Consider the following 26,113-nt stretch of genomic DNA (forward strand, 5'->3'; position numbering starts at 1 on the left):
AGCCGACCTACGCATTCGCCGCAGCAAGCAGAAAAACCAGCGGGGCGTTCCAATTGATCGCGATCTCGTTGAGCGAATAGGCCCGCTGATCGTCAATCCACATACGCATCGGTGGCTGCTTTTTCATTTGGTTCGCCACAGCGTCGCCACCACCGGCATTGGGTCCACCCGAGAGCAAACCCGGCCAGGGAGCAGTAATTCCATCGGCCGCGCTGGGCCGATGATGGGGATGCTCAAACGGACGCACACCCAGCTGCGTCACCCACGACACCCCAAAGCAGTTGCGCCCAACGATATAGTGCAGGTTGTTCAGCGCCGTATCTCGCACCACTTGATCAGCGTGAAGATGATCTGCAATCCACAACAGCAGCGACTGATTGCCAGCCACGGCATTCGATCCCCACACATAATCCTGCAACGCGAGCGTGTTGCCGTAGCCGTTCTTCCGGCTGCGCTCGATCAGCACGCCAGCCGTACGCAGCGTCGCCTCGCGAATGCGTCCTTTCACGCCAGCATCGCCGTGCCGTTCCGCCAGCGCATACGTCCAGTAAGCCATCGAAGCTACGTTGCTCCAATCCGGTTCCGTGATCGTCAGCGTGACGCCATTCGCAGGCATTGCGGAGAGAAAAGCCTTCTCATACTGCGGCTCTCCGGTCGTACGCCACAGCTCCGCCGAAGCCCACAGAATCTCATCGCCACAATGTTCATCTCCATACCCTCCGGTCGAGACCGACGGCGGGTTAGTAAAGGTCACATTGGGATGCGCCACCGCCCACGCCCAGCCCCGACGCGCCGCTGTGAGACACCGTTGCGTAAACGCAGCGTCATAAGGGCCGTAGCAGCGCGCCGCAATCGCCAAGACAGCGGCAAGGTCCGCGGTCGCGCATGTGCTCTTGTACGGTGCCTCTCCCGTGCCGATGACATAGCTGGTCAACGAATCATCCTGCGGCATGATGAAGTCGCAGAAATGTTCGCTCGTCTGCTTATGCCAGACGCCGCCGTCGGCGTCCTGCAAGGAAAGCATCCATTCCAGGTTCCAGCGCACCTCGGCAAGATAGTCCGGCAGTTTGCCGCCGCTCTCAGGGATATCCAACGAGAGACGCCGCAACGCCTGCGGATAAAGCTCCCACGCCCAAAGCAATGTGCCGGTCGAGATTCCTGAGTTCACCACATAGCGGCCATAGTCACCAGCGTCGTGCCATCCGCCATGGTTTGCTATCGAACCACTCTTCCCCGAGGTCGCATGATAAGCTCCCGCAACGTGACATACTGGGTGCTTATAGCCTCCGCCAAGATCGACAGCACAGCCGCAACGTTGTCCGTAGAACCCACGCATGGCCTTCTGTAAAGCTGCAGCATACGGTTGCATTGCAATCGGAAACGGATCGCTGCGGAGATCACCAACCTGAAGCTGATATATGCCTTCCGTCCGTAATGCGGAGAAGTCGGCCACGCTCGCCCGATCACCCGATGCCGCATCGCTGACAGGCTGCCCCAATCGGCCCCTGAAGGCCACGGCATCATGAGCGACAGAGCAAATCTGAAATTCACGCCGGCTCATATCTGACAAGCAGACCGTAGCCTGCTTCGCGCCGGAGGAAGAATAGCCAAGCTGATTCAAAAAAATACCGCCGCTCTTCGCAGCTTCCTCAGAACGACCTCCCAGTTCCGCCAACGCTCGGACTCCGGGATGAAGCACCGTCACACCAGCGCCCAGATATCGCAATGCCTCTCTACGTTTCATCGAGCAATCTTAGCGCAAACTCACTTTACTTTTGACGAGGTTCATTCTGACCTTCGAGGTCATTCTCTGCAGAAGGATTGATTACTCGTCTCACACGTCCCTTCGCCACAACGGCAAGCGACAAGCCTTCTTCGCCTTTGGTCCTTGCGTGTTTGCTGTGGCCGACACGCTGCGAGTGATAGATTCCGGCGTGGCCTGAGAACAGGTAGCTCACCACGCAGGCGATTGCTGCATAGGCCCCGGCCTCGGCGCCAAACAGTTCCACCGCCATCAGCGATGACGCAATCGGGGTATTGGCCGCACCTGCAAAGACCGCGACAAACCCCATGCCAGCCAGCAGCGAGGGCGGCAGCGGCAGCAGCCATGCCAGCGCATTGCCCAGCGTGGCCCCGATGTAGAACAGAGGTGTGACCTCGCCGCCCTTGAATCCAAAGCCTAACGTCACCGCCGTAAACAGAAACTTGGCGGCAAAATCATACGGCGGCAGATGAGTTGCGAACGCCGCGACAATCGTCGGTATCCCGAGGCCGATGTACTTCGTGGTGCCGATGGCGAAGACCGCCACCGCAACGATGACGCCGCCCGTAAATGGCCGCAACGGCGCCCACGCAATGTTCTTCTTGCCCCAGTGCGCGATGGCGTGCGTCGTTTTTGCAAAGGCCATCCCAACCAGGCCAAACGCTGCGCCCGCGACGATGGCGTAAAGAAACCCAGCGAAGGTGAGCTTCGGCACTGAAGTCACGCGATAGATCGTGTGGTGAATGCCCCAGGCACGCGTAATGAAATCGCCAACAAAGGCTCCCACAAAGCACGGAAAGATGCCGTCATAGCCGATACGGCCAATCGCCAGCACCTCCAGCCCAAAGATTGCGCCAGCCAGGGGAGTGCCAAACACCGAGCCGAAGCCGCCGCTGATACCTGCCATCAGCAGAATGCGTCTGTCCCTCGCATTCAGCCCGAGGGGACGCGTCAACTGATCGGCCAGCGAAGCTCCGGTTTGGATCGCGGTTCCCTCACGCCCAGCCGAGCCACCGAAGAGGTGCGTGATTGCAGTCCCCAGCAGGATCAGCGGGGTCATTCGCAGCGGCAACACTGCCTTGGGGTCATGGATCTCGTCGAGGATGAGGTTGTTGCCTGCCTCAACCGAAGTGCCAAGATATTTGTAGAGGCAGCCGACGAACAATCCGGCCAGCGGCAGTAGCGCAATGATCCACTTATGGCTCTCGCGCACCGCTGTCGCCCACTCCAGCGAAGCCAGCAGCAGCGCCGACGCCGATCCAGCCAGAACTCCGGCAACAGAAGCAATCGCCAGCCAGCGCAGCAGATCGACAAGGATGTGCGCCTGCTCGCTTCCAGACCACACTACGTTATTTTTCTGCAAAGGACCTCCTACGATGTCGTAGGAGTCATCAGCTTGCGCAGGCCGCGCAGGCGGTTAGGGCGAACTCCATCACCCATGGTTGTATCCGTAGATTATCAATCGTCCGATGAAGGGTCAATCGGCTTTTCTTATCGGTCGAGGCGAGAAAGCAGGGGGAACGCTCTCTCGATAGAATTTCGCTTGCCTGAGATTTTCCAACTAAGGAGTCGTGCAAGATGTTCGACAGAAACAAGCAACCGCTTCTATGGAATGGCTGGGAGGCCACTACCACATCATGCACTACGAAGGAGACCGTTCGGCTGATGTGAAATAAGTTGACATGCAGCGGCTGCGTCTATCAGCCGGTGTACTCTTCTTCTTGGTTGGCCGCGACGGCAAAGATCGCATTGCCGCGATGCGCGACCATATGACCCAATGCCACTGAACCGAGGCAAAGCAGAACTGACAATACAACGTTCGTCAGGGCACGGCTCCACTCCCCGGTCCTCAGCAGGTCGAAGGTCTCCAGGCTAAAGGAAGAGAAGGTTGTGAAGCCGCCGCACAACCCGACCATTACGAACAAGCGGATGTTCTCAGGAACTTCAAATCGGCTACCGGGAAAGGTAAACGTGCCGAAGAAGCCTATGACGAAGCAGCCGATCACATTGACGAGGACTGTTCCCCACGGAAAACTCGTACTGCTGTCGAGAGTTAGCCGCGTAAGCGCATAGCGCAGCACCCCACCCAGTGCACTGCCTAGTGTTATCCAGAGATAGGTTGACATCCTGCCCTCGTAGTATGCCCGGCTTTCGCAGAGCGTATTGAACTGGCAGGAGTCATCAGCCCTGTCGGGCGGTTTCGGGAGACTCCATTCCCCTCACCAAGATGTTATTCCCGCAAGATGCTCTTTCGCAAACCAATCGCGGAGGCCTACCCTCTGGCCGCCAGCAGCACCTTCAACTCCCGCACCTCCGTCGAGAGCGTTCGCACCAATGCCAGAACCTCCCTCCGCTCGGCATCATCGGAACTCGGGGTCTTCGCCTCCACATAGAACGTGCCGTTTGGCTCCAGCACGCATTTCTCCACCTCCGAGTAATCATTGAGCCCCTGTTTATGGATCACGGACTTCAACTCCAGATCGGTCAGGGCCTCTTTCTTCATTGCCGCCTCATCCACCACGCCATGCCGTATCAGCACGGTCTCAGTGCCCTCGACGACCTTGTCCAGCTTTGGACTCTTGAACAGCACCAGCGTCAGCAACCAGTTAATCGCCAGCAGGGCAAACGCTCCAATAATGCCACCGGTCACCGAATTGTCGTCGCCGATCATCGCGTTCTGTACCGTATTCGACAGACTCAGCAGAACCACCAGGTCGAACGGATTCAACTGCGCAAGCTCCCTCTTCCCGAACAGGCGAAGGAACCCGATCAGGAAGAGGTAGACGATCATGGGCCGCAGCAACTTCTCCAGAATCGGCAGATGGAGGACAAACATACTCTGGATCACAGAAAAACTCCTTTTACGGTTGTTCCGTTACTGCGACTACAAATCAGGCATATCGCTTCTGGTGCCACTCCCACGCGCTGGCAATAATCTTGTCCAGCTCAGCGAACTGCGGCTTCCAACCCAACTCCGCCTTGATCTTCTCGGAACTGGCCACCAGCACCGCCGGATCGCCCGCACGGCGCTCGTGCTCCTCAACCGGAATCGCCTTTCCTGTAACCCGCCGTACCGATTCGATCACCTCCAGCACCGTAAAACCCTGCCCGTTGCCAATGTTGTAGATCAACCGGCTCTTGTGCTTAAGTGCTTCCAGGGCAAGCAGATGCGCCTCAGCCAAGTCCCGGACATGAATATAATCCCGGATGCAGGTGCCATCCTTGGTCGGATAGTCCCGCCCGAAGATTTTGATGTTCTCCCGCCGTCCCAAGGCTACATCCAGAATCAGAGGGATCAGGTGCGACTCCGGCTCATGCGCCTCTCCATAGCCCTCGATTGCTCCTGCAACATTGAAGTAGCGCAGGCTGGCATACCTAAACCCATGGATGAGGTTCATCCATCGAAGCATATGCTCCACAAGGAGTTTACTCTCCCCATATGCGTTGGTTGGCTGTAGCTTGGCGTCTTCGAGAATCGGCGTCGACTCAGGCTCTCCATAGCAGGCGGCCGTGGAGCTGAAGACCAGCTTGTCATGACCGGTTGCCAGCATCGACTCCAGCAGGGTCAATGTCGAGGCGGTATTGTTGCGGAAATAGATCTCCGGCTTCTTCATGCTCTCGCCTGCCTCAATCAAAGCTGCGAAGTGCATGACACCGTCAAAATGGCCGGCGCCCAGCGTTTTTTCCACCAGCGCCCGGTCCGCCAGATCGCCAAGAATAAACTCAGCCCCCTCCGCCACTGCCGATCTCTTGCTGTGGCACAAGTTATCGAAAATGGTCACGGAATGGCCTTTTGCCAGCAACAGCCGTGTTACCGTTCCACCGATATATCCCGCTCCGCCTGTTACCAGAATCTTCATGAAAAATCTCCCATTACCGCCCAATTTGTTCTCTATCTGGATACCACAAAAGTGCCAGTGTCAATCACATAGCGTTCCGGCACTATACTTGCAGTAGGCAACACGCAGAGTGCCGGCACACGAAACTGAAGTTACTCCCCAAAGTACGACACCTGCTACAACCTTTTCTCCTTCTTTTCTCGTCTGTCTACATAAGAAAGTATTACGACTGCAAGGATTTATTTCCGTCTAAGCAAAAGTGTTGTCGAGTAGATCGGCGAAGCCCGATCGCTCGAAGTTTCTCCGCCAGCAATCAACCATGGCGGAGCTTTTTCCTCCCGTTTCCCCCGGTTCTGGTTGTGTCGCCGGGATCGGCCTCATCCTCCGCCTCGGTTATGGGGCCTTTCGAAGGATTTTTATGGTAAAGCCGCTTCGCAGCGACAACCCAGCACCGCAGAATATTCAGTTCAAGCATTTTGGCATTTTGAATGACGGCAGCCAGAGCAGATCCTCGCTCTTCAGCTCCGTCGTGATCAACGTCGTCATTGCGATCGTTATCATTATTATCGGGGCCGCAGTTAAAAACACCATTGCGCCACCCGAGAAACCAGTAATTACGCTGGTCGAGCCGTTGCCGATCAAGCCGCCTCCTCCTCCCCCAGTGATCCACACACCGCCAGTGCCGAAGCAGCCAGTGGTCAAGGTTCAGCCGCCAAAGATCAAGGTGCCCGAGGTCAAGGAGCCTGAACCCAAGATCCCCGTGGTTCGGATGACGCATCCTGCCCCGGTCGTGGTTCCTGCGCCGCCCAAGCGGATTCAGCCGCCACCCGCACCCAAGGTCGTCAATCTGGGACGCGCGCGGCCCGCCGCGGTCATCAACGATTCGCCCCATCCTGCCGCTGTGGCGCTCGGTCGTCCTGACAATCCCATCGCGCCTTCCAACCGGCCTGCCATCAGCGCCATCAATCTCGGACAGAGAGGCATGGCCGGTATGCCTGCCTCCAACTCGGGAGCAGGCCCAGCCGCTAAAGCCGTCACGCTCGGCTCCGGCTCCCCGGGCAGCCAGGACATGAATGGCCGCGACAATGCATCACGCGCCGTTCGCGGCGTCCGGCTGGGAGTCGCCGGAAGCAACGGTCCGATGAACTCGCACAGCCACGAAGCAGGTACCCCGGTCAATCTTGGCCGAGTCGCTCAGCCTCCAGCCGGACCGTCCTCTGCCCCCACCTATGCCCGTTCAGGCTCGGCACCGAAGGTCTTGTACAAACCACGTCCGCAGTACACCGCTGAGGCAATCAAGGAGCACATTGAGGGCACGGTCTCGGTCCGCCTTCGCGTCTCGGCCGCGGGATCTGTTCAGGTACTGGGAGTTACCCGCGACCTCGGGTATGGTCTCGGCGAAGCGGCTGTCCACGCCGTAGAAGGTACCCGCTTTTCTCCAGCTACCGATGCATCCGGCCGACCAGTCGATTGGGAGGGCGTCGTCAACGTTGCCTTCCAGCTTGCCGGATAAACCTATTTGTTTGAGTGTAGTCTGACTAGCTAGCATCATGAAGACCAAATTAAGAAGGCTGACCGCAAGGTCGCCGCAGGAGCCGCAAACAATGATTTACGGGAAACATTCAACCGCCGGTGTGCTGCTGGCATTCTTAGTCGCAATCACCCTGCCTGCCGGTGCAGCAGGCTTCCCGCACCGTGGAAAAAACAAGCAGGACACCAGTGTCGTGTCTTCCCGCAAGCTTACTCAAGCGGAAAATGCGCTGATCGACAAAGCAATCACCCGTGAAAAGGTGGTCGTTGCGACCCTCAAGCAGCGAGCTCCCCTCGTCGAGACCTATCTTCAGAACATGAAGCCGGATCCGGTCGTGGGCCAGGCGCCAGAGTCGGACCAGCATTTTCTGGGTCGCGTCGACTTCAACAATGTCATCGGCGACAACACTTATCAGAACAGGTCCACGTCTAGCGGGCCGCTTGGCTTCTTCAAGCACTCCGGCTCCTACGTCACTGGCCTCGGCAACAGCCTGCACCTGAACTTCAACCAGACTGGTTTTGTTCAGATGCTGCTGATCGACTCGAACAGCTTTGACCGGCAGCACTACGTCTTCGGCTTTGTCCGCAACGAGTTCCTCGGCAACATCCCAACTGCCGTCTTCGACGTCGCCCCGGCACCAGGAACCAAGTCCGTGGGCCGCTTCTTCGGCCGCATCTGGATCGAGACCGGCGGTGGCAACGTCGTGCGATTCAACGGCGACTTCGCCGGCAGCGAGAAGGGCTACCGCGAGTTCTATCACTTCGACAGTTGGCGTACGAACGTACAGCCTGACCTCTGGCTGCCGACCTCCGCCTATGTGGAAGAGAGTGATTCGAACAGCCCCTCGCACACCCTGAAGTTCAAGGCAATCAACCACATCTGGGGCTACTCCCTGAAGGTCCCCACCAACGAGTCTTCGAACACGTCGCTCGATGTCGTCGGCGCAACGGACGTCAGCAACGACGCCCAGGATATAAGCCCGCTGGGCGCTCAGCGCGCATGGGTCCAGCAGGCAGAGGACAACGTCGTCGATCGTCTCTATCAGGCCGGCCTACTCGATGCTCCCAGCGACTTCGACAAGACGCTCGCGGATCTGGCCAACAATATCCTGGCCTATAACAACATCACCTTGTCGCGGCCCATCCGCGTTCGCACCCTGCTCACCCAGCCGCTGGAGTCGTTGTCCATCGGCAACACCATCATTCTCTCCAAGGGCTTGATCGACACCACCGGCATCATCACCCAGGACGGCGCGCAGCAGATGGGCAATCTCAATGCCCTGCTGGCCTTCCAGGTCGCTCATATCATCCTTGGCCACCGCCTCGATACCAAGTACGCCTTCAACGACCAGTTGCTCTTCCCCTCGACCTCGGTGTTCAAGCGCATCCCTATGCACCACACCGATGCCGACAACGAGGCAGCCGCGAAAAAGGCTATCGAACTGTTGAATGCCAAGGAGCTGGTTGACGGCGAACAGTACTTCGGCCTCTACCTCCAGCAGCTTCAGGCACGCATCAAGGCTTTGCAGGGACTCAATCAGCCCCAGATCGGAGATGGCCTGGTCAGAAACGACAAGGACTCTACCTTCTGGATGCAGGCGTTGATGAGCAAGAGTCCCAAACTCAACGTGAACGATCTCAAGCAGCAGGCAGCCATGCCGTTGTCCGCGTTCCTTCGCTTCAATCCCTGGACTGATCAGGTGACGGTGATGCATACCGCCTATGAGCCTCTCCTAAGCCCGGCTGACAAGATGCCCTTCGAGGTCGAGCCGGTCTATCTGAAACTGACTACCTATCAGGAACCGTCCGAGGCAGCCCCGGCAGCAGCAGCACCGGCCGGAGCACCCGCGGCAGCTCCGGCAAACGCAACGCCTCCGGCTGCAGAGCCGCAGGCCACCGTTCCACAGCAGTAATTTATCGAAGAGGGCGTGGGTACAGGGCGTTTTTTGGCTCTCCCACGCCTTCCTGGTTAAGCAACTGATTGGTTCAAATTTTCTTCTGAATTGGCTTTCCCCAACCAATATCCCCTCAGGAGGGTATCTCTTTGAAACTGCACACTCTTATTGGCTGTTTCGCCTGCGTGCTTGGCCTCACGACATGGTCGCACGCACAAGCTTCTCCTACCGCAGCCCGCTCCGGCAGCCTGCAAATCGGCGGCGGCGTAACCTACGCTCGTCCGGACTATGCCCAGAAAGGGATTGGGGGGCTATCGATCTATGGAGACTACGATTTTACCCGCCACCTCGGCGTAGAAGGCGATATGCACTTCGTCAACATCATGACACCGACCGATATCTCTGAGGATACCTACCTCCTCGGCCCACGATACCGCTTTCATTATCATCGCTTTACCCCCTACGCCAAGGCGCTCTTTGGGCTTGGTCGTTTCGGGTTCCAGGCTCCGAATGCATATGCGAGGCCCGCGTCAACCTATACCTATGGAGTTCTATCCTTTGGCGGAGGAGTCGACCTGCGGGCTACAAAGCACCTGAACGTTCGCGCCTTCGATTTCGAGTACCAGGACTGGCCTGGATTTAAAAACAATGGCCTTTCCCCCATCGTCATGACCGCCGGCATCGCGTATTCTTTTCGTTAGACCTCTGTTTATCTGATTGGGGCGCAAGCCGACAGTCTCAGGAGATGTGATTGCTTATCAAACTTCTCGTCTTCATCAGCCTCGCTGGTGCAGCCACCACGGTACTGGCCCAAGCCAGGCCAACCGCTTCCCGTGCTGCCGATCTTCAAATCGGTGGCGGCTTCACCACGGCCAACTCCGATTACCTTCCTAATCGCATCAATGGCGGTGCAGCCTATTTCGATTACGACTTCATCCACCACCTTGGCATTGAAGGCGAGTTCCATTTCGTCAAGGATGGAAACGGTTCGGAAGTCTATGAGAAGACCTATGAGATCGGTGGCCGCTACCACCGCACTTACGGCCGGTTCTCTCCCTATGCCAAGGGCATGTATGGCCGCGGCGTCTTCAACTTCCCGGCGTTTCCTGGCTTTCGACATGCCAATCTGGCCTACAACCTTTTTGCCGTCGGCGGGGGTGTCGATTATCGAGTCTTGAAGCACCTCAATGCGCGAGCCGACTTTGAGTATCAGAGGTGGCTGGGTTTCCCACAAAGCGGCCTGACACCAACGCTGTTTACCTTTGGCGCGGCTTATCACTTCTAATCCGCGTTCTTCAAGCAAAATGCCCCGGCGTAAGCTGGGGCATTTTGTTTGCTTCCGCGCGGAAGATTTCAAGCTCCGGCAGCTCGTTTCATCTGGGCTACAACATCGGCAGGCTTCCACTCATTATTCGGATACCACGCGACAACCTTACCGTCTTTGCCGATGAGAACGGTTGAGAGAGAGTGAGAGAGGGACTTGCCGCTTCCAGTAATACCTACATCGAAATACTGGGTAAGCGCAGGCAGTTCTTTTTCGGTGGGCGCCGCAAAGTCCCAGTGCAGAAATTTCTCCTTGGTATAGAGACCTGTGTAAGCGCCACCATAGCTGCGAAGCACCTTCGGCGTATCGTAGGCAGGATCGAAACTGATGCTGAGCAGATGGGTCTGTTGATACAGAGCCGGATCAGCAGCCAGCGCTCTATCGACTTCGGCAAAGTTGCGGCTCATACGCACGCAGAAATCGGCAAGCGGGCAACGAGTATAGATGAAGGTGAGCAACAGCACCTTGCCCTTGAACTGCGCCAGATGAATCGTCTGGTCGCTCTGGTTGAGCAGCCTGAAGTCGGGTATGACGTCACCAGGCTTGGGAACGTGATACTGAACGGCGGGTTTGTAGTCGGGGCGCGCCTGCGAGATGATGACGACGTTATCCAGACGGACATTGGCGAAGTCGCTGCCATCTTTGTCGGCAAGGATGGTCGCCGTGATGCGGTCGCCGGGGTGAAGCTCCGTGGCGACCATCGGATCTTTGAGCTTATAGGGCATCGTCATCGCGTCCATGAAGCCGGGGACCGCCTCGCCGTCGAGAGTGACGTGCGCCGCATCGGTGCTGACGACCTTGCCTCGTATTTGAAAGGTCGCCTGTGCGGCAGAGGAACTGACGGGGGGAGCGGAGGACTTGTGGCAGCCCGAGAGGAGCGCAACGAAGAGGAGTGCAAATAAGGCTTTTCTGGGCAAGGCAGGAACTCCTTGATTGATGATAATGGAAAGAACTTGGTGGGGGTCGAATGGCTGAACGAATCAAAGTCTCTCCATCCGCCGGATTGATGCACTTTGGATTTGTGCTGACCGGGTTGGGCACTGCCCTGCTTGGGCCGATCCTGCCGTTGCTGACCCGGCAGTGGCACTTGCTGGACGCACAGAGCGGATTGCTGCTGCTGGCGCAGTTCTGCGGCTCGTTTACCGGAGGAGTCAGCGTCTCACGGCATTTGCGGCAAAGCCTGCTGACAGGACTGTCTGCCGCGGCGGTGGGCTTCGGCATATTTGCAGTGGCACCGGGTCTCGCCATGGCATGTGTTGGGCTTTTTCTCGGCGGCTTCGGCTTGGGCCAGATCATCGCCTCTACCAACATTCTTGCCGGGCGCCGCTATACCGAGCATCGAGGATCGGCACTGGCGCTGCTGAACTTCTCGTGGAGCTTCGGCGCGATGCTCTCTCCCCTGCTGGCCGCATGGCTGCTGCCGCGGTTTGCCTTGCGCGGAATGCTGGAGTGTTTCGCCGTGCTGTTTATGGTCGCGGCCCTGGCAATGACAACAGAGATACTGGGCGCGCCGGAAGAGATCGGAGCAGCGGATACTCCCTCGAACAGCAAGGGCCTCGGCTGGGGAGTATTACTCTATTTCGCCGGGCTGCTGTTTCTCTATGGTGGACTGGAGACCTGCCTGAGCGGGTGGCTCACAACGTACGCCTTGCGATATGGCGACAAAACCCTGGCCGTCAGCGAGTACACCACCTTACTGCTCTGGATGGCGCTGACCGCAGGCCGCGCCGGATCTTCGGTTGTCATGTTGAAGATTGGGGAGAAGACGGTGCAACGCTGGGGATTGGTGCTTGCCGTAATCTTTACCGCCGGGCTGGCGACAGCACATTCGGCTATGGGGATTGCGGCGTTTGCGGTGCTGCTGGGCTTCAGCCTGGCTCCCTTCTTTCCGTCCACGTTTGCTCTACTGATGGCCGAAAAACCCGCAGCACGACAGGCAGGCATCGTGCTCGCCGTGTCGGGATTGGGCGCGGCAGGATTGCCCTGGTTGATGGGAGTGGTCTCAACGCGGACAGGGTCGTTACAGGTAGCACTCGCACTGCCACTGGCAGCCGCAATCCTGTTGCTCGCGATGAGTCTGTGGAGAAACTCCAATCAGGCTTTGACAAGCTGATTTCCAACGCCAGCGGGCGTATAACCGAGAGATGGATGGTGAAGATTTGCTGCCAGTAGAAATTGCACAGGCGCTGGAGCGCGGCGCAGCCATCGTGACGGGAAATCAGCGCGCGGCGCGAACGTTGCGGGTTGCCTTTGATCGCCGGCAGCGCTCACTGGGGCGGGATAGCTGGCAGCCTCCTGTGATCATGGCATGGGACGCCTGGACAGCGGACCTCTGGCATGTGCTGCTCATCGGTGGTCACACGTCAAAGCTGCTGCTGAACCGAGCACAGGAACATGCAGTATGGCAAAACATTCTGGAAGCAGATGCAGAGTTGCGCAGCCTCCGGGCCATTGACTCCCTCGCAGACATGGCGGCACAGGCATGGAGTCTGCTGTGCAGCTATAACGGCCACGCACGATTGCGCGGAGCCGCTGTGAGTTCCGATACGCGCGCCTTTCACCGGTGGGCATTGAAGTTCGAGCAGCAATGCAGAGCGGATGGATTACTGGCGCGCGCGCAACTGGAGTCTGCACTGCAAGCCGCAGCCTCTGCTGGCCAACTGGAAGTTAAGACGACATCAGAAATCGTGCTCGTTGGATTTGACTCGATGACTCCGGCCCAATTGAGACTCGCGGATGCATTGCGCGGCGCTGGAGTAAATATTGAAGAGTTGCCAATCACCATCGTGCCAGAACAGCAGTTGATCGTCACGACGGCAGATGAGCGTAAGGAGCTTCGGATTGTGGCTCTCGGAGTGCGAAAGATGCTTGAGCAACATCCGCACTCTCGCGTTGCGGTGATCGTGCCCGATCTGGAAAAACAGCGCGCCGAGATCGATCGAGTCTTCAGAGAGATCCTGGCCCCGGAGCTTGAGGATATTACAGCCAATGCAAATTCAGGCCCCTTCGAGTTCTCCGTTGGCGTAATGCTCGCGGATACTCCGATGGCTGCGACTGCTTTGGATTTGCTGCGATGGTGCACAGGAGCGCTTCCGCTGGAGCGCGTAAGCAGGCTACTGCTCTCCCCTTATCTGGCGGCGATAAAAACAGAGTACGGAGCGCGGGCTGAGTTCGACGCATTCGACCTGCGGCGAGCGAAGCTTCTACGTCCAGAGATTTCGCTGGAATGGTTGATGAGAGCGATGGAAGGCTCCAGGCGCAAATCGAAACTCACTGGCCTGCTAAATAATTTGCGAATGATGCAGATAGTCGTGAACCGTCTGGCGAAGAATGCACAGCGCTCGCATTCGGAATGGGCTGAAGCAATGCGGGAGCTTCTGTCTGCCGTCGCGTGGGGAGCAGGCAAAGGCGAGGACAGTGTTGAGTTTCAAACGCGGCGTAAATGGGAGAGCGCTCTGGATGAACTATCCACGCTCGATTTCGACGGACAGGGCGTTGGGTTCGAGCAGGCTCTGGATGCGCTGGCGAGAATAGCGCAGCAAACGATGTTTGCGCCTGAGTCGCGCGAGGCTCCCGTACAGATCATGGGGCCACTCGAAGCCGCAGGTTCAACATTCGATGTTATCTGGTTCATGCGAAGCGGCGATTTGAGTTGGCCGCTCCCCAGAAGCGCCAACCCATTGCTGCCTTGGCCGCTACAGCGTGATCTTGAGATGCCCGGCACCGATGCGCAACAGGATGCGAATCGCTCACAGCGCATAACGGAGCGAATCGCCGCGAGCGCCTCTACCGTCGTGTTCAGCTATGCTGCCGAATCTCCCGAAGGACGGCAACGCCTGTCCTCCGCAATGAATGGTTTGGCGCTCGATCCAGTGGCGATTGAAGAGATTACAGCAGCCGAAGCAAAGCCAATGTTCGTTGAAACCGAAAAGATCGAAGACCGAACCCGCTTGCAGCCCCTGCCAGATCAGGTGATTCACGGCGGTGCGGAGATCCTGCGACTGCAAGCCGCCTGCGGGTTTCGTGCATTTGCAGAGAGGCGTCTCTGGTCGACAGAGCTGCGCACCACAGAGATGGGTCTGGATGCAGCAGAACGCGGCACCATCGTCCATCTCGTTCTCGAAAAATTCTGGAACGAAGTTAAGACTCAGAGCGCGCTGAAGGCTATGCAACGCTCCGAGCGCGAGGCTTTACTCAATCAGTGCATAGCGACTGCTCTGGAAAAGAGTGAGAAGTTGAGCGAGACTGCGTGGGATGCGGCCTACCTGGACATGCAGCGCGAGCGTCTGCGAAACCTGTTAGGTCCATGGCTGGAGCTTGAATTAACCCGGCCACCATTCACAGTTAAACTCAGTGAGAAGGAATTGAAGGGTGTGCAAATTGGGCCGCTACGCTTGAGCGTGCGCGTGGACCGCGTAGATATTGGCGAGGGCGGCGATATCATCATCGACTACAAGACAGGCGTGGCCAAGCCGAGCGAGTGGCTCACAGACCGGCCCGAAGCACCCCAGTTGCCGCTGTACGCAGTATTGTCCGCGGCCGAGCAACTCGAAGCCGTGGCGTTCGGCCAGGTACGAGCAGGAAAAGATATGGGCCTGCAGGGATTCGCCACCAGCAGCAACGCAGGAATACGAGTACCACGGCAGCATCCCGCAGATCTCGAACAGCAGGTCGAGGAGTGGAGGCAGGTACTGACTTCGCTCGCAGAAGATTTTTATAACGGCGACATCCGTGTAAGACCGAAGAACTTTCCATCCACCTGTACCTATTGCGCACAACGATTGCTGTGCCGCGTTGACCCGGCATCGTTTGAGCAAGACGATGACGAAGAAGCAACGGAGGCAGAGCGTGACTAAGCTATTCGTTGTTGGGTCCGAGCCAGAGACGCAAAGCAACCCTGATGCTGTAAGGCCACCCGATTGGAGCGAACGCGAGAAGGCACTCGATATCAGGCAATCCTGGATCGTAGAGGCTCCAGCAGGCTCGGGCAAGACCGGGCTTCTGATCCAGCGATATCTGAAGCTGCTCGGTGATGAAAGCGTGGAGCAGCCGGAACAGGTGTTGGCAATCACGTTCACAGTTAAGGCGACGGGGGAGATTCGCGAACGCGTTGTAACTCAGTTAGAGAAGGCATCGCGAAACGAGCCGCTGCAACGCGACAGTGAATTCGAACGAGAAACCCGTGCGCTGGCCGAAGCTGTTCTGCGCCGCGACCAAATGCTGGGGTGGGGACTGCTGGAACATCCACGCAGACTAAGAGTGCGCACCATTGACTCTGTCTGTGCCGAAATCGCCGGGTCCTTGCCAGTGCTCTCGGGTGGTGGTGGCGGGCAGTCTCCCGTGCTCGATGCTTCGGAGCTTCATCGCGAGGCTGCACGACGGACATTGATGCAACTCGGCGGACAGAACCATTCCTTGAACGCAGCACTGCGACTAGTCCTGTTGCACCGCGATGGAAATCTCGCCGAGTGCGAACGTCTGCTTGCAGGAATGTTGGCGCTACGAGATCAGTGGGGCGAACTGGTTCCGCTCACCGGGCGCGATCTCGACGACGCCTATTTGGATGAGATCGTACTGCCTCGCTTGGAACGAGCGCTCGATCAAGCGATCTGTGCTGGATTGACGCGGCTTTCGCAAACTCTACCCGCAGACATCCTGCAAGAGCTTTCACACTTTGCCGGAGAGTTGGGACATGCGAGCGGATACAAAGGCTCGGCTTCGCCCATCGCGATCTGCGCCGGATTGCACACGGCACCAGAAGAGTCTGCAGAACACCTCGCGCATTGGCGCGCACTCATTCATCTCTTGACGAGAGGCGATGGGAGCTGGCGCTCCGGCTTCCGCGGCATCTGGCTCAAATTCGAGATCGGCAAAAACGATGCCGCACGGCTGAAAGACCTTGTCGAAGAACTGCGCCATCGCGATGACATCCTGGCAGCAATCCAGGCAGTCAATTATCTGCCTCCAGCGAAATATCCTCAGGAACAATGGGTCGTCGCGAAGGCGCTCTTTCGCGTCCTCAGCCATGCTCTAGCGGAGCTGCAGCTCGTATTTGCCGAGCGCGGAGAATGCGATTTTGCAGAACTCGGATTGCTCGCGAAGACAGCATTGCGCCGCGAGAACGGCGTACACGATCTGGAAGCAGCATTAGGGATGAGACTGCAACATCTGCTGGTCGATGAGATGCAGGATACGTCGACCAGTCAGTACGAGTTGATCCAACTTCTAACCCAAAATTGGGATGGCCACAGCCAGACAGTCTTTCTAGTAGGCGATCCCAAGCAATCGATCTACCTCTTCCGGCAAGCGCGGGTCGAACGTTTTGTGCAAACGATGCAGGCGGAACAGCTAGGCGACTTGCCCGTAGGAAGTTTGCGCTTGACCGCGAACTTCCGCTCGCAACAAGGGCTAGTGAGTGCTTTCAATGATGATTTTTCGCTGATATTTCCCAACGCTGCAACTTCCGGTGAGGTCGAATATGTTTTGGCCGATGCAATACGCGGGAGGTCGTCGAACGGTGCAAGCGACATCGTGTGGCACGCAAATAGATTACCTGACGCCGATACTCCTGCTCACAGGAAGCAGACAAAAGCAGACGCGCAATCAATCCGCGCGATCATCGAGCAATGGCAGGCTCGCCCATTGCCAGAAGAGCGAAGCGAGCCCTGGAAGATTGCAGTGCTAGTGCGCAGCCGAAATCATTTAGCCGACATTGTCGTTACGTTGGAAAAAGATAATGGCGCAGGCCCAATTCCCTATCGTGCCGTCGATATCAAGGCGCTGGGTGAGCAACGCGAAGTACTGGATCTTTTTGCATTGACACGAGCACTGCTGCATCCGGCGGACAGAGTGGCATGGTTCGCGGTACTACATGCTCCCTGGTGTGGGCTTGGGTCATCTGAGTTGCACATACTTGCGGGAGCAGATGAGGGCACCTGGGCAGAGCGCTCCATCGACGATGTTCTCGCCGAACGCGGACATCTACTGAGCGACGAAAGCTGCGAGCGGCTGACGAGGATCTGGCCGGTGCTACAGTCCGCATCGGAGCAACGCGGCCGTCTGACGACAGCGCAATGGGTAGAGCGAACTTGGCGCTCGCTCGGTGGCGACGCCTATTTGACGCCTGAAAAGATGGCGAATGCGCGCCGTTACCTTCAGCTACTGGATGAAATAGAAGAGCACGCAGGCGTAATCGACTTAAGCCTGCTGAAGACGCGGCTTGACAGGCTCTACGCTGAAGCAGCAATCAGCGCAGGCGCGGTAGATCTGATGACGATCCATGGAGCGAAGGGATTGGAATGGGATGTAGTGATCGTGCCAGGACTGGAGAAGAGGGCGCGCGTATCGGGCGGCAGATTGCTGACGTGGAATGAGATCGATTCGGGTGGAGCGGACGCCGCGCATGTAGTTCTTGCTCCGATTGTCGGCAAAGGAGAGGAATCGCGAGAACTGAACGATTGGCTCAACAACATCGAGAAGGCTCGCGATGCGGCAGAGCGAAAGCGATTGTTCTATGTCGCCTGCACGCGAGCGAAGGAAGAGCTGCATCTCTTCGCCGCTCCCGAGGCGAAGTCGGATGGTTCAATCAGTCAAGCATACGGAAGCCTGTTGAGCGCGGCGTGGCCTGCGGCAGAACGGCATTTCATGGCCGAGCATGAAGCTGCGGATAGCGTGCAGACAACGCCTCTTCTGTCGAATCAGGAGTCCTCGCCCACCTCCGATGCGTTCATTGGCAATCTGGCCGCAGCGGCAGTTGAGGAACGGCCCGCAATGTTGGAGCGTCTGCCCCTGGACTTTTTGCCAGCAGCGCGATTTGCCGCCGCGCAAAAACTCTCGTATGGAGATATCGGTATCGAAGCACCATTAGCTCGCTTCGAACGACCGGAAGGCTCATTCGAGGCGCGCGCCTTTGGAAACGTAGTGCATGAATTTTTAGAATTGATAGCGAAGCAACTCGAGCATGAAACTCACCCCAAGGAACTGCTAAACGAAATAGCAACCTGGGAGCCGCGAATCTCAGCGGTTTTACGTGGCGATGGCGTGGCCGCTTCTCGTGCAAAGCAACTAGCATCGCGCGTGCGCACGGCACTCGAAAACACTCTGCGTAATGCTGAAGGACGCTGGATATTGGGAACCCGCAAAGAAGCATTCAGCGAGATTGCGCTCACCTCATGGGCAGAGGCGCGCAGAAGCGTGCGACTGGATCGCATCTTTCGCGCAGGAGCAACACCGCTAGCGGAAGGAGACGACTATCTCTGGATCGTGGACTACAAGACGACCACGCACGGAAGCGAGGGCATCGAAGCGTTTCTCGCAGCCGAGCAAGCAAAATACAGCGCGCAGCTGCAGACCTACGCGCAAACGATCAACAGTGCAGGAAGAAAAATCCGTCTCGCGCTCTACTATCCGCTTCTATCGCAGCTAACCTGGTGGGCCCCCGAGACAGCCTGAACTAATCGGTGCGCGGATTGTGCCGCACATCGAATCCGCGCACCCAGAAGATCACATCCTCCGCGATATTGGTGGCGTGGTCTCCAACCCGCTCAAGGTTGCGCGCAATGATGAGCGCATTGAGCGACTGCGGAGTCAGCTCAGGCTTCTCCTTGATCAACGAGCTGAGCGCATAAAACGCCGCATCGTTCATCTCATCCACCTGATCGTCGAGTAGCAATACCGACTGAGCTAATTCCGCATCAGCCTCAATGAAAGCCTGCAGCGCCTTGCGCACCATCGCAGACGCCAGCGAAGCCAGCTTCGGTATGTCTACAGGGAGATCCGTATTGGCGAAGGCTCCCATCTCGCGGACGCGAATCGCAATATTGACTGCCTGATCGCCTACGCGCTCCAGATCGGCATTGATGCGAATCACCGAGAGGATGAAGCGAAGATCGATCGCCATGGGCTGCTCCATCGCGAGCAGGTCCAGCGCCATCTGGTCAATCTCACGCTCAAGCCGATTGATGGCGGGCTCAGAGCGAAAGACGAGTTCACAGATGCTGAGATCGCGGCTGCTATAAGCCTCAATCGACCGCTGAATGGCCTGCTCCGCCATGCCGGCCATGATGAGCAATCGCTCCTTGAGGTCGTCGAGGTTTTGCTGGAATTTAATCCGGGTCATCCGAACCTCCCGGTGATGTAATCCTCGGTGCGCTTATCACGGGGGTTCGTAAAGATCTTGTGGGTCGAATCGAACTCGACCATCTTGCCATTGAGGAAGAAGCCCGTGTTCTCGGCCACGCGCGCAGCCTGCTGCATGTTATGCGTAACGATAACGATGGTGTACTGGCTCTTAAGCTGAAAGATGAGGTCTTCAATCTTCGAGGTCGAAACAGGATCGAGCGCGGACGCAGGCTCGTCCATCAGCAGCACCTCGGGATCGACCGCAAGAGCACGGGCGATGCACATGCGCTGCTGCTGTCCACCGGAGAGGCTGGCGCCTGATTTTTTCTTGAGGTCGTCTTTGACTTCTTCCCACAGCGCGGCCTGTTTCAGCGACCGCTCCACCGTCTCGTCGAGCACCCGCTTATTGCGAAAGCCATTGAGCTTCAGACCGCTGACCACATTGTCATAGATCGACATGGTTGGAAATGGATTGGGACGCTGAAAGACCATGCCGACGCGGCGGCGAATCTCTACCGGCGATGCATCTTTATAAACATCCAGCTCGCCCATTCTGACGGTACCCGTTGCTCGCGCAATCGGATTGGTCTCATGCATCCGATTGAGGCAGCGCACAAAGGTGGATTTGCCGCAACCGGACGGCCCGATCAGCGCAGTGGCATGGTTCGCGGGGATATGCAGGTTGATGTCCTGCAAGGTGTGGGTGCTGCCATACCACGCGTTTAGGTTCTCGACCTGAATGCCTACTCCCACTAGCTTCCTCCCTTGAGTACGCCGCGGCTGGCATAGATGCGGACGAGCGTGACTGAGACCATAATCATAACGATAAGAACAAGCGAACCGGCCCACGCGAGCCGATGCCACTCATCATACGGGGAGATGGCGTAAACATAGATCTGCAACGGCAGTGCAGCGATTGGCTCATTGAGTTTGAAGCTCCAGAACTGGTTGCCGAATGCTGTAAACAGCAGCGGGGCAGTCTCTCCTGCGACGCGCGCAAAGGCGAGCATACAGCCGGTGATAATTCCCGGTGATGCTGTGCGAAGGCTGACCGAGAGCACGGTTCGCCACTTGGGAACGCCCAACCCCAGCGCCGCTTCTCGAATCGCATGAGGCACAGTAGACAACATCTCTTCTGTAGTGCGCGTCACCGTTGGCACCATCATGATGGCAAGAACGATGCCGCCTGCCAGCGCCGAGAAATGTTTCTGCGGCATCACCACCAGCGAATAGATGGCAATGCCCATCACAATCGAAGGAACTCCATTGAGCACGTCGGCCGTGAAGCGCACAGCATTGGCAAGCATCTTGCCACGGCCAAACTCCGCCAGATAAACTCCGGCTGAAATCCCAACAGGGATTCCCATCAGGCTCGCGAGGAAAAGAATGACTCCCGAGCCCATGATCGAGTTCGCCATGCCGCCGCCAGCCTCGCCGACCGGAGCGGGAATATGGGTAAAGAAGGCCACGTTCAGCGAACTTGCACCCTTGTAGACGAGATAGAAGAGAATCGCGGCAAGCGGGGCAAGGACGATAACAGTAGCAAGCACCGCCAGGCCGCTAACAAAATAATTTGTCGCGGCGCGGCGAGCGGTATTGAAGCGCATCGCCTTCGACTGAAAGTTCATAGGACGAGGTTGCGTGGGCGGAACGACAGGCTGTGTACTCATATCAGGCCGCTCCTACCGGCGCGCCACGCGTGACTGCCCACACCATAAGCCGCGCAATCGCATTGACGACAATCGTGACCAGGAAAAGAGCGAGGCCGATCTCAATCAACGCGCTCAAGTAGAGATTTCCCGTCGCCTCGGTAAACTCTCCTGCGATCACACTGGCCAGCGTGTTGGCAGGCGCGAAGAGCGATTTGCTGATATTGGGGTGGTTGCCGATAACCATGGTGACGGCCATCGTCTCGCCAAGGGCGCGCCCCAGGCCAAGCATAATTGCGCCGACGATGCCGATGCGCGAGTTGCGAAGAACGCCAACGCGAATCATCTCCCACCGAGTCGCACCCAGCGCAAGAACACCTTCACGCTGACTGTTCGGCACCGCCAGCATAATGTCTCGTGTCAGCGAAGAGATGATGGGCAAAATCATGATCGCAAGAATGATGCCCGCCGTCAGCAGACCCACTCCAAAATTTGGGCCTTCAAAGAGCCCCGTCCAGCCAAGCGTTTTAGAAAGGAATGGCCCAACAACATCTCGCATCAGCGGAACGAGAACAAACACTCCCCACAGGCCATACACAACGCTGGGAATCGCGGCCAGCAGCTCCGTAAGAAAGGAGATCGGTGCACGCAGAGGCTTGGGGCAAAGTTCCGTAACAAATACCGCTACGCCAAGTGCAAGCGGAACCGCCATCAACAGGGCGAGAAATGACGTCGCAAGCGTGCCATAGATAAACGGCAGCGCGCCAAAATCGCCGGAGACCGGGTCCCACGCCGAGCGCGAGAAAAACTTCCAGCCGAATTGGATCAGACTGAGATGAGAGCGCGCCGTCAATATCCAGAAGATGAAGGCAACGATGGCGAAGATACTGCATGCGCAAAGCAGCATCAGCGCTGCAAAGCTGCTGTCCGCGAATCGTCCGCTGCCCCGCTTGTTGAGATAGTCGCGTATAGGCGAAGGTGCCGCTCCGCCTGTGGCCGGGTTGGCAGCAGCGAAGACGGCAGGAGTCAATGACGGCTCAGCCGGTAGCGAAGATCCTGATTCTCGTTCGGTAGTCATACGACTAGGAGGCACAATCCTGAATCCTGTGATGTGAGTCTCTGTAATTGATTGTAGCCAAGGAAAGCCAGAGATGCCGCACGGCTTTTGCAGCCGTGCGGCAGATCAGCCTATTTGAGGTTCGCAATGCTCTGCCGGACCATGCTCTGGACCTGTGCGGGAAGCGGAGCATAACCCATGGACGACGCTTCGCTCTCGCCATGATCGAGCATCCACGTCAGGAAATCCTTCAGGGTTGCCGTCTTCGTAGGGTCAGAGGAATGCGTGGGAATCAAGAACCACGTAAAGCTGCTGATGGGGTAAGAGGCATCTCCCGCCGCGTTGGTAATCGAGACCCGGTAATCCGCAGGCATATTCGCAGCCGCTGCTGCTGCAGCCGCGGTCACGCCATCCGTACTTGCAAGAACGAACTTGCCTGAGGCGTTACGAACAGCGCCATAGGTCATCTTGTTTTGCAGCGCGTAGATCAGCTCCACATAGCCAAACGACGAAGGCGACTGGCGCACCATTCCAGCGACACCCTCATTGCCCTTCTGTCCAATGCCTACCGGCCATTTCACCGATGTGCTCTTGCCTACCTTTGTGGACCACTCCGGGCTCACCTTGGAAAGAAAATCCGTGAAGATGTACGTCGTTCCGCTTCCGTCCGAACGATACACCGGAAGAATCGCGGAGCTGGGGAATTTGACGCCGGGGTTGTCCTTCGCCAGCCGTGGGTCATTCCACTTGGTGATCTTTCCCAGGTAAATATCGGCGATCACATCCGGAGCAAAGTTGAGATTTCCTGTAACACCCGGAATGTTATAAACCGGCACCACCGCACCCAGAACCGAAGGAATATGCATCAGAGGAGTCTTCGACGCCGCAAGCTGCTGGTCCGACATCGGCCCGTCGCTCGCTCCAAAGTCAACCGTTTGCTCAGAAACCTGGCGAATGCCTCCACCCGATCCAATGGACTGGTAATTGATGTGGATTCCAGGGTGCGCAGAGGCATACTCGCTGAACCAGCGCGAATAGATGGGATAAGGAAACGTCGCGCCGGCGCCATTCAGATTCTGCGCGCTGCTCTGGCCTTCCGATGTTGCAGACGTGCTGGCAGATTGTTTACAGCCCGTGACACAGAACGCAAGCAACACCGCGGCAGCAATTTTTAAACTCACTCGTTCCACCTGATTACCTCGGAAAATTTGGATTTGTATCTCTTTGAGTGTCGTCCAGCAATGTTAAGCCAAGGTTACAAAGATATGAATGGTGGGGAAAAGCTTATATCCAGAACCTACTGGCGTCCCACCTTCGGCAGCGTAAAGATGAACGTGCTGCCATGATTCAACGAGCTCTCGGCACGGATCGTGCCTCCGTGAACTTGCACAATCCTGTGTGCAATCGCAAGCCCAAGCCCGGTCCCTCCCGACTCCCGCGAGCGTGCCTTGTCCACCCGGTAGAAGCGCTCGAAGATCCGGCCCAGGTGCTCAGAGGCAATTCCCTGCCCAAAGTCACGCACGCGAAACTCCACAGCCTCAACCGGTTCCGCAACCTCACGCGCGCTGACGATGACACGCGAAGCCGCCGCATTGCGCCCCTGTCCATACTTGATCCCGTTCTCGATAAGGTTGCTCAGCACCTGCACCATCGCATCCGTATCGGCGAACACCTCAACGGTAGTCGCCTCACCGATCTCAAGCACCGCCTCCGCATCCTGAACCAGCCCGCTCATCGCCTGCACCGCATCGCGAATCAGGATGTCCGCCCGCACCGGCGCCGGATGAAGCTCCCCCTCCGACGACTCCACCCTCGCCATCACCAGCAGGTCTTCCGTCAGGCGATTCATGCGTGTGGCATTCTTCAAAATCGTCGTGAGAAACTCCCGCGCCTGCACGCTAAGCCCCGCCTCGTGGTCAAGCAGCGTCTCCACATAGCCACTGATCGAGGTAAGCGGCGTCCGTAGCTCGTGCGAAACATTCGCCACGAAGTCACGCTGAATGCGCTCGACCTGTTCAATGCGCGTCATATCGTGCAGAACGGCCACCGCGCCGCCACCCGGCATCGGTGATGCGGCAATCTCGAAGATGCGCCCCGGCATCACCGAGGTCGATCGCCGCTCGCTCACCACGCGATCTTCCAGTGCCGACCGAACACATTGCAGAACATCCGGATCGCGGATCGTCTGCACCAGCGCATGGCCCACGCGAACCGCTCCACCAACGAACGCCCCTGGAATCAGCCTCTGCATGCATTGATTGGTCCACTGGATCCGCCCCGCCTGATCGACGGCGACCACAGCGTCCTGCATGCTGTCGATCATCGCCTCCAGCTTCTGACGACCCTCCGAAGCATCGGCAAGCTGCCGCTGCACCTGCTCCGAGACCTGCGAGATCGCATGCGCAACCTCGTCGAAGTCGGCATACTGGTTGCCAACCGCGCTGACAGGACGCTCTGCAATGGCCGCCGTGGACAGCCGCAGCGCCGAAACATCATGCCCCACCAGCCGCGCTATCAGCAATGAGCTCAATACCGCCCAGCCCAGCAGAAAAATTGCGGCGAGGATCCAGCCACGCGGAGCAAGCCACACGCACAGCGCCACAACGATCGCCAGAGCGATCGTCATGCGAACAAAAATCGAAAGAAAGAGACTACGCCTCACAAATGCACCTGCGCTCAGGACTGCGGAGTCTTGGGAATTTCAAAGCGGTATCCTGCTCCGCGCATCGTCTTCAGATAGCGCGGGCTCTCGGCATCGGCTTCGATCTTTTCACGGATGCGGCGGACATAGACATCGACCGAACGCGGCGTAACGAAACGAGCGTCGCCCCACACCGCGTCCAGTAGATGATCGCGGCTGAACACCCGCCCCGGATGGCGTGCCAAATAGTCCAGCAACCGGAACTCCGTCGCCGTCGTCGTCACCAACTCACCGCTGACGCGTAGTTGCATCGCGCCTGCATCGATCTCGATATTTTCAAACTTCAGGATCGAAGGCGAAGTTGGCCTCTCGAACCGCCGCAGCACGGCCTTCACGCGAGCAATCAACTCCCGCGTAGCGAACGGTTTGGTAATGTAATCATCCGCGCCCATCTCAAGGCCCTGCACGCGATCATTCTCGGCGGCACGCGCCGTCAGAAAAATGATGGGAATCACGCTCAACGTGGGATTCTGGCGAAGCCTGCGGCATAGATCCAGACCGTCTCCGCCCGGCACCATGATGTCCAGCAGAAAAAGTGCTGGCGGCTGCCGGTCGGCATCGGGAACAATCTGGCCAATGGTCGAATAGACGCGGACGGTATAGCCAGCGCTCTCCAGGTGATACTGCACCAGGCGTGAGATATCGGCGTCGTCTTCCAATACAAAGATCGTCTGACTCAATTTGTAACCTCAGTGTTACCGTCAGATTAACCTAATGTGACCCAAAGATTGCTAACGTACGATGAATCCTTAGCGTCAGTCATTAAGGGAATGTTACTTTTATACGCCCAGGCGTTATCCTAAAAGTAGTTTAGAGATTGTCCTGAAAATAGCAGTAGCTTCGAATCGAGTGCTTATGGCGCAAGAATCCCATCTCGTTCTTTGTGTCGATGACGAACTGATCGGCCTGAAGGTTCGCAAGATACTGCTCGAGCGCGCAGGATACCGTGTCCTCACGGCACCCGACGGCTCGGCCGGGCTCGAACTGTTTGCTAGTGAGCCCATCGATTGCGTTGTGCTCGACTACTCCATGCCCGGAATGAATGGCGGCGAGGTTGCCGCGAAGATGCGCCAGGCCAAGCCTCATATCCCTATCCTTCTTCTCTCCGCCTACATCGGCCTGCCTTCGGAGGTGCTCTCCATGGTCGATATGTGCATGACCAAAGGAGAAGGCCCACCCGTTCTTCTGGACAAACTAGGTAGTCTCCTGCAACCCGCGAGTCGAGCTTAAAACGAG

Annotated in this window: 21 protein-coding genes and 2 riboswitches; of the genes, 8 read left to right on the plus strand and 13 right to left on the minus strand. The window is 57.5% G+C overall.

Features of this window, described 5'->3' with window-relative positions; all coding sequences use genetic code 11:
• Positions 1-7: 7 nt before the first annotated feature.
• The 5 genes from GSQ81_RS09480 to galE all read right to left on the minus strand — a co-directional run bounded on the left by GSQ81_RS09480 (position 8) and on the right by galE (position 5,622).
• Positions 8-1,744 (minus strand): glycoside hydrolase family 9 protein, encoded by a 1,737-nt coding sequence (locus GSQ81_RS09480; RefSeq protein WP_158910529.1) that lies wholly within the window; start codon positions 1,742-1,744, stop codon positions 8-10.
• A gap of 25 nt (positions 1,745-1,769) precedes the next feature.
• Complete coding sequence (locus tag GSQ81_RS09485; protein WP_216846411.1) at positions 1,770-3,125, minus strand: chloride channel protein; 1,356 nt, start codon at positions 3,123-3,125, stop codon at positions 1,770-1,772.
• 12 nt (positions 3,126-3,137) lie between these two features.
• Positions 3,138-3,208: riboswitch (Fluoride riboswitch) on the minus strand.
• A 254-nt stretch (positions 3,209-3,462) separates the two neighbouring features.
• Positions 3,463-3,888: a fluoride efflux transporter CrcB gene (crcB, locus tag GSQ81_RS09490; RefSeq protein ID WP_158910530.1), complete on the minus strand. Its 426-nt coding sequence runs from the start codon at positions 3,886-3,888 to the stop codon at positions 3,463-3,465.
• A gap of 39 nt (positions 3,889-3,927) precedes the next feature.
• A riboswitch (Fluoride riboswitch) is annotated at positions 3,928-3,989 on the minus strand.
• 45 nt (positions 3,990-4,034) lie between these two features.
• On the minus strand, positions 4,035-4,610 hold the full coding sequence (locus tag GSQ81_RS09495; RefSeq protein WP_158910531.1) for a DUF421 domain-containing protein: 576 nt from the start codon (positions 4,608-4,610) through the stop codon (positions 4,035-4,037).
• Between the two features lie 43 nt (positions 4,611-4,653).
• Complete coding sequence (galE, locus tag GSQ81_RS09500; RefSeq protein ID WP_158910532.1) at positions 4,654-5,622, minus strand: UDP-glucose 4-epimerase GalE; 969 nt, start codon at positions 5,620-5,622, stop codon at positions 4,654-4,656.
• Between the two features lie 241 nt (positions 5,623-5,863).
• On the opposite strand from galE, the gene GSQ81_RS09505 reads away from it, so the two are divergent.
• From GSQ81_RS09505 to GSQ81_RS09520, 4 genes are all read left to right on the plus strand, one after another.
• Positions 5,864-7,114, plus strand: a complete 1,251-nt coding sequence (locus GSQ81_RS09505) for an energy transducer TonB (protein WP_158910533.1) — start codon at positions 5,864-5,866, stop codon at positions 7,112-7,114.
• A 91-nt stretch (positions 7,115-7,205) separates the two neighbouring features.
• The gene (locus GSQ81_RS19810) at positions 7,206-9,044 is read left to right on the plus strand and encodes a hypothetical protein (protein ID WP_158910534.1); all 1,839 of its coding nucleotides are present in this window, start codon (positions 7,206-7,208) and stop codon (positions 9,042-9,044) included.
• Positions 9,045-9,175: 131 nt separating this feature from the next.
• Positions 9,176-9,727, plus strand: coding sequence for an outer membrane beta-barrel protein (locus tag GSQ81_RS09515; RefSeq protein ID WP_158910535.1), 552 nt, complete (start codon positions 9,176-9,178; stop codon positions 9,725-9,727).
• 50 nt (positions 9,728-9,777) lie between these two features.
• Complete coding sequence (locus GSQ81_RS09520) at positions 9,778-10,311, plus strand: outer membrane beta-barrel protein (protein ID WP_158910536.1); 534 nt, start codon at positions 9,778-9,780, stop codon at positions 10,309-10,311.
• Between the two features lie 68 nt (positions 10,312-10,379).
• Here GSQ81_RS09520 and GSQ81_RS09525 read toward each other — a convergent pair whose 3' ends face one another.
• A complete protein-coding gene (locus tag GSQ81_RS09525; protein WP_158910537.1) occupies positions 10,380-11,267 on the minus strand; it encodes an SCO family protein in 888 nt (295 codons plus the stop codon).
• Between the two features lie 50 nt (positions 11,268-11,317).
• On the opposite strand from GSQ81_RS09525, the gene GSQ81_RS09530 reads away from it, so the two are divergent.
• The 3 genes from GSQ81_RS09530 to GSQ81_RS09540 are packed head-to-tail and all read left to right on the plus strand — an operon-like array spanning position 11,318 to position 18,801.
• Positions 11,318-12,463: a sugar MFS transporter gene (locus tag GSQ81_RS09530; protein ID WP_254060103.1), complete on the plus strand. Its 1,146-nt coding sequence runs from the start codon at positions 11,318-11,320 to the stop codon at positions 12,461-12,463.
• Positions 12,464-12,509: 46 nt separating this feature from the next.
• Complete coding sequence (locus GSQ81_RS09535) at positions 12,510-15,206, plus strand: PD-(D/E)XK nuclease family protein (RefSeq protein ID WP_158910538.1); 2,697 nt, start codon at positions 12,510-12,512, stop codon at positions 15,204-15,206.
• On the plus strand, positions 15,199-18,801 hold the full coding sequence (locus GSQ81_RS09540) for an exodeoxyribonuclease V subunit beta (protein WP_158910539.1): 3,603 nt from the start codon (positions 15,199-15,201) through the stop codon (positions 18,799-18,801). Before GSQ81_RS09535 ends, GSQ81_RS09540 begins: the two co-directional genes overlap by 8 nt.
• 1 nt (position 18,802) lies before the next feature.
• Here the strand turns inward: GSQ81_RS09540 and phoU are convergent, their stop codons facing one another.
• The 7 genes from phoU to GSQ81_RS09575 all read right to left on the minus strand — a co-directional run bounded on the left by phoU (position 18,803) and on the right by GSQ81_RS09575 (position 25,557).
• Positions 18,803-19,468: a phosphate signaling complex protein PhoU gene (gene phoU, locus GSQ81_RS09545; RefSeq protein WP_158910540.1), complete on the minus strand. Its 666-nt coding sequence runs from the start codon at positions 19,466-19,468 to the stop codon at positions 18,803-18,805.
• A complete protein-coding gene (pstB, locus tag GSQ81_RS09550; RefSeq protein WP_158910541.1) occupies positions 19,465-20,223 on the minus strand; it encodes a phosphate ABC transporter ATP-binding protein PstB in 759 nt (252 codons plus the stop codon). The genes phoU and pstB overlap by 4 nt, the downstream gene beginning before the upstream one ends.
• Positions 20,223-21,098 carry a phosphate ABC transporter permease PstA gene (gene pstA / locus GSQ81_RS09555; RefSeq protein ID WP_158912148.1) on the minus strand — a complete coding sequence of 292 codons (876 nt, stop codon included), beginning with the start codon at positions 21,096-21,098 and terminating at the stop codon, positions 20,223-20,225. Before pstA ends, pstB begins: the two co-directional genes overlap by 1 nt.
• Positions 21,099-21,141: 43 nt before the next feature.
• Positions 21,142-22,212 carry a phosphate ABC transporter permease subunit PstC gene (pstC, locus tag GSQ81_RS09560; RefSeq protein ID WP_371715243.1) on the minus strand — a complete coding sequence of 357 codons (1,071 nt, stop codon included), beginning with the start codon at positions 22,210-22,212 and terminating at the stop codon, positions 21,142-21,144.
• Between the two features lie 95 nt (positions 22,213-22,307).
• Positions 22,308-23,357, minus strand: coding sequence for a phosphate ABC transporter substrate-binding protein PstS (gene pstS, locus GSQ81_RS09565; protein ID WP_256369662.1), 1,050 nt, complete (start codon positions 23,355-23,357; stop codon positions 22,308-22,310).
• 116 nt (positions 23,358-23,473) lie between these two features.
• The gene (locus GSQ81_RS20265; protein ID WP_305794250.1) at positions 23,474-24,802 is read right to left on the minus strand and encodes an ATP-binding protein; all 1,329 of its coding nucleotides are present in this window, start codon (positions 24,800-24,802) and stop codon (positions 23,474-23,476) included.
• Positions 24,803-24,852: 50 nt separating this feature from the next.
• Positions 24,853-25,557: a winged helix-turn-helix domain-containing protein gene (locus GSQ81_RS09575; protein WP_158910543.1), complete on the minus strand. Its 705-nt coding sequence runs from the start codon at positions 25,555-25,557 to the stop codon at positions 24,853-24,855.
• A gap of 175 nt (positions 25,558-25,732) precedes the next feature.
• On the opposite strand from GSQ81_RS09575, the gene GSQ81_RS09580 reads away from it, so the two are divergent.
• Complete coding sequence (locus tag GSQ81_RS09580) at positions 25,733-26,107, plus strand: response regulator (RefSeq protein ID WP_158910544.1); 375 nt, start codon at positions 25,733-25,735, stop codon at positions 26,105-26,107.
• Positions 26,108-26,113: the final 6 nt, after the last annotated feature.

It is taken from the genome of Granulicella sp. L56 (assembly GCF_009765835.1).
In the GTDB taxonomy this organism is placed as follows: Bacteria; Acidobacteriota; Terriglobia; order Terriglobales; family Acidobacteriaceae; genus Edaphobacter.